At 51.4% G+C, this 4746-nt stretch carries 5 protein-coding genes; all 5 read right to left on the reverse strand.

The window, feature by feature from the left end:
* A partial coding sequence (gene hslO, locus AQR02_RS30385) for an Hsp33 family molecular chaperone HslO (RefSeq protein ID WP_054944012.1) occupies nt 1-860 on the reverse strand: 860 nt, incomplete at its 3' end.
* Between the two features lie 51 nt (nt 861-911).
* The gene (locus tag AQR02_RS30390; RefSeq protein WP_054944013.1) at nt 912-1679 is read right to left on the reverse strand and encodes a type III pantothenate kinase; all 768 of its coding nucleotides are present in this window, start codon (nt 1677-1679) and stop codon (nt 912-914) included.
* Nucleotides 1676-2551, reverse strand: a complete 876-nt coding sequence (gene nadC, locus AQR02_RS30395) for a carboxylating nicotinate-nucleotide diphosphorylase (protein WP_054944014.1) — start codon at nt 2549-2551, stop codon at nt 1676-1678. Before nadC ends, AQR02_RS30390 begins: the two co-directional genes overlap by 4 nt.
* Entirely contained in the window at nt 2541-4157 is a 1617-nt protein-coding gene (gene nadB / locus AQR02_RS30400) for an L-aspartate oxidase (protein ID WP_054944015.1), read from the reverse strand. The genes nadC and nadB overlap by 11 nt, the downstream gene beginning before the upstream one ends.
* A 39-nt stretch (nt 4158-4196) precedes the next feature.
* Nucleotides 4197-4746 (reverse strand): quinolinate synthase NadA (locus AQR02_RS30405; protein WP_148449244.1); only part of this gene is annotated, 550 nt, incomplete at its 5' end.

Consider the following 4746-nt stretch of genomic DNA (forward strand, 5'->3'; position numbering starts at 1 on the left):
ACCTGAAGTTCATCCTTATTAAATAAATAGGCCTCGTTGCAGAAATGACATACAACCTCCGCCTGATCGTCTTCTTCGATTAAACGCTCCAGCTCGTGCTGGCCCAGACTGACCAATGTTTGTTCAACACGCTCCCGCGAGCATTGGCAGACAAAATTAATATCCAGTTCATCCAGTACTATGGCATCCGGTAAAAGATAACGCAGCATTTCCTCAGGCTCAAGTCCCTGATCAAGCAGGGTAGTAACAGATGGCATAGCGCCTACTGCCTGTTCAATCTCAGTAATTTCAGCATCGGTAAGACCCGGAAGCAGCTGGATGATAAATCCTCCGGCGACACTCACAGAGTTGTCCGGTTCAACCAATACGCCCAGCCCGACCGCCGCAGGTGTCTGCTCGGAAACAGCAAAGTAGTAGGTGAAATCATCGCCAAGCTCACCTGAAATAATAGGTACGCTTCCGCGATAAGGCTCCTTCATCCCCAAATCCTTGCTAACATCAATAAATCCTTCGGTGCCTACAGCACCAGCCACATCCAATTTGCCAAGACTGTTGCTGGGCAGATGCACATGCGGATTGCTAACGTATCCGCGTACTTCCCCAAGAGCATTCGATTCCGCCGTAATCTGTCCAATCGGGCCGTTTCCTTTGACCATAATCGCCAGCTTCTCTTCACCTTTGAGCATAGCGCCCATCATGGCTGCTGCGGTTACTGTACGGCCCAGTGCGGCTGTAGCCGTCGGGTACGTATCATGTCTGCGCCGCAATTCATCAACGAGTGCTGTTGTGCGGACAGCAAATGCCCGGACTCTTCCGTCCAGTGCAGTCCCCCGGATCAGCCGGTCTTTTTTTGTTTCCATTGGGTGCATATCCCTCCACTCTCTTAGCCTCGTTTTCAGGCTTCTTTATCTTTATTGGTTACGGTCATAAATAATACGCAGGCCTTCCAGTGTCAGCATAGGGTTAACTTCATCAATACAGTCCGTCTCCCCGGCAATAAGTGTAGCAAGCCCGCCTGTTGCTATGACCTTCAGTACCGGCGCATTCATTTCCTGCTTGATTCTCCGTACGATTCCCTCAACCTGGCCGGCATAACCAAAAATTATCCCGGCTTGCATGGCATGCACCGTATTGCGCCCAATGACCTTCTTGGGTTTCTCCAGCTCGATTCTCGGCAGTTTGGATGCCCGCTGATACAGGGCCTCGGTAGAAATACCGAGCCCCGGTACAATGGCCCCGCCAAGATAATTGGCACCGGCATCAATACAGTCGAAGGTAGTTGCAGTCCCGAAGTCCACGACCACCAGCGGGCATTTGTACTGTTCAATAGCCGCTACAGCATTCACAATCCGGTCAGCCCCTACTTCACGGGGGTTTTCATACCGCAGATTAAGACCGGTCTTGATTCCGGGACCAACCAGCAGAGGATCTTTGCCGATATATTTTACACACATCTCAACGATTACTTGGACAAGTGGAGGGACAACAGAGGAGATAATTACGCCCTCCACATCTTTAAACGATATGTTCGACATATGGAACAAATTATGAATCAGCACGCCATATTCATCGGCCGTAGATTGACGCGCAGTGCTGAGCCGGAAATGGTGCAGCAGCTCACGCTTCCGGTAAACACCGAGCACAATATTGGTATTGCCGATATCGACCGCTAGCATCATGAGAGAGGCGCCTCCTTCTTGGCATTCAGATCCAGACTGATGTCCAGACTAGTGAAGGAATAGGTCAGCCGTCCGACAGAAATCACATCAACGCCTGACTCGGCAATGCTGCGCACAGTCTCCAGGGATACATTTCCCGAAGCTTCGGTTTTGACATGCGGTGATTTGGTCTTAATTCTTCTAACAGCTTCTTTCATCAGCTCAGGCGCCATATTGTCCAGCATTATAATATCTGCTCCTGCAGCTAAAGCTTCCTCTACCTGCTCTAGGCTCTCGGTCTCCACTTCAATGGTCATGGTATGCGGAATATTCGCCCGGGCCCGGCCTACAGCCTGACGAATGCCTCCGGCTCCTTTGATATGATTATCCTTGATCATCACAGCATCATACAATCCAAACCGGTGGTTCGCCCCGCCGCCAATGCGGACAGCGTACTTCTCCAGTATCCGGTGTCCAGGTGTGGTCTTGCGGGTATCAACAAGCCGTGTAGGCAGACCATTCAGCGCTTCTACAAAAGCGGCTGTCCGTGAAGCAACACCGGACAATCTCTGCATTAGGTTAAGCGCGAGCCGCTCCCCGGTCAGAATTGCGTGCGTGCTTCCTTCCACTTCCGCAATTACCGTTCCCTTTGAAACGGTCTGGCCTTCTTGAACCAGCGCCGTAAATACCAGCGACGGATCCACAACTTCAAAAACCAGCTCTGCCACAGGCACGCCGCAGATCACACCGGCTTCCTTCGCATGGATAATCCCCTTGGATTCGTGGCCGGCCGGAATCGTCGTCCGGGTTGTAATATCACCCGAACCGACATCCTCGTGCAGCCAGCCCTTGATTAATTGCACTAATTCTTCGTTGTATCCATTAAACATCATCACTTAATTCCTCCACTATTCCGAGATCGCGAATCTGGAGCAAATGTTTCTGCCACTTCGCATCATCCCTTAGCGGATAATCCTCACGGTAATGTGCTCCACGACTCTCCTGCCGCGTCAAAGCTGATTCAGTAATCAGCAGACAGCAGGTAAGCATATTGGCAAACTCATATTCCTCACGTTTGGTCAGTGCAGAGTTAAAAATCGGCAGCTGCCGCTTTAGTTCTTCCAGCCCTTTCCCCAGCATTTCCTCATTCCGCCGGAGGCCGGCATAACGCACCATTACCTTTTGCAGCTTAAGCCGACGTTCGACTATAGCCTGAGTTGGTGATTCCACCCGCCCTTCATCACACCCGGCGGATACGATATCCCGGTCAAGCGGCGGAAGCTGGCGGATACGTTCAATTATCCGCCGTCCAAATACAATGGCCTCGGATAAGGAGTTGCTGGCCAGGCGGTTTGCTCCCTGTACTCCGGTCGAAGAAACCTCGCCGCAGGCAAACAGCCGGGCGATATTGCTTTCTCCGTTCAGATCCGTCTTGATGCCCCCCATCATATAATGCGCAGCAGGAGCCACAGGAATCCAATCACTTGTAATATCGAGCCCGTAACTCATACATGTCTCATAAATCGTCGGGAACCGGTGTTTAACCATATCCGCAGGCTCATGTGTAATGTCGAGGTATACGAAGGTTGACTTGGTGAGCTCCATCTCACTGATAATCGCCCGGGCTACGATGTCACGGGGTGCCAATTCCAGCAGCTCATGATAACGCTCCATGAACCGTTCGCCATTAATGTTGCGCAGGACAGCTCCCTCACCGCGTACAGCCTCGGAGATCAGAAACCGTGGTGCTCCGGGATAACTCAGTGCTGTCGGATGGAACTGGATAAACTCCATATCCCGCACGTGGGCTCCAGCCCGGTAGGCTATCGCTACCCCATCCCCGGTCGCAACCTCGGGATTCGTAGTATAGCGGTACAGTTGCCCCGCTCCCCCTGAGCAGAGAATCGTTGCATCGGCTTGCAGGAACAGTCTTCCGCCGCCTGGACGCTGCACCAGCGCACCTACGCATTCTCCCCCATCAGTAATAAGATCTATAACAAAATGGTCGTCCCAGATTTCAATATTCGCATGCTGCTGGACTTGTTCCGCGAGTGCACGGACAATTTCATAGCCGGTAGCATCACCATTAGCATGAAGGATACGGCGGTGGCTGTGTGCTGCTTCCTGAGTTAAAGCCAGTACACCGTTCTCCTTATCGAATATGGTGCCGAGCCGGATCAGTTCACGCACACCCTCAGGACCTTCATGCACCAATACATCCACTGCTGCGGAAGAGTTAAGCCCCGCTCCAGCCATTAGGGTGTCCTGGCGGTGATAGACTGGGGAATCATCCTCTGAGAATACAGCAGCAATCCCGCCCTGTGCATACCGGGTGTTGCTCTCCATCAGAGATTTCTTGGTAATCATAATGACCTTCCGGTCTTCACTGGCTTTAATTGCTGTAAACAATCCGGCAATCCCCGAGCCGATTACAAGGCAGTCTGTCTTTACTGTAGGGAGCTCACGAAGATCGAAATCTACTAAATATTGTGGAATCATGACCGCTTTTCACCTGTTTCAACGAAAGAGTAGCGCATGCTACCGGACTTGTAGCATGCGCTCTAGGGAGGTTCTGGCTTTGTCGGCGACAGCGGGCGGTACGTAAATCTGCGGCTTCATCGTCTCCAGGCATTTTACCAGTTTCTTTAGATTATTAACTTTCATATTAGGGCAGACAAGGAATTTTGTCGCAAAGTGGAATTCCTTATCCGGACTGTCTTTACGCAGCTGGTAGCCAGTACCGTCCTCTGTTCCAACGATAAACTGCCGGCGGTCCGATTTCCGGCAATACTCAATGATCGAGGTGGTGCTGCCCACATAATCACCCATCGCAACTACTTCAGGGCGGCATTCCGGATGTACCACAAATTCTGCTTCCGGATATTTAGCTCTCATTTCAATAACATCTTTAACCGTGAGCATATCATGAGTGTTGCAATAGCCTTCCCAGATAATCAGCTTCTTACCGGTCTGTTCCTGAACATAATTGCCCAGATTCTTGTCCGGCACCCAGATGATTTCCTCCGCGTCGAGCGATTCAATCACCTTGACGGCGTTGGCTGAGGTACAGCAAATATCCGTTTCCGCC

This window comes from Paenibacillus ihuae (assembly GCF_001368795.1).
Taxonomy (GTDB): Bacteria; Bacillota; Bacilli; order Paenibacillales; family Paenibacillaceae; genus Paenibacillus_AQ; species Paenibacillus_AQ ihuae.

Coding starts and splice junctions, on each gene's coding strand:
- AQR02_RS30390 (WP_054944013.1), bottom strand. CDS start 1,679: ATGATGCTAGCGGTCGATATCGGCAATACCAATATTGTGCTCGGTGTT.
- nadC (WP_054944014.1), bottom strand. CDS start 2,551: ATGATGTTTAATGGATACAACGAAGAATTAGTGCAATTAATCAAGGGC.
- nadB (WP_054944015.1), bottom strand. CDS start 4,157: ATGATTCCACAATATTTAGTAGATTTCGATCTTCGTGAGCTCCCTACA.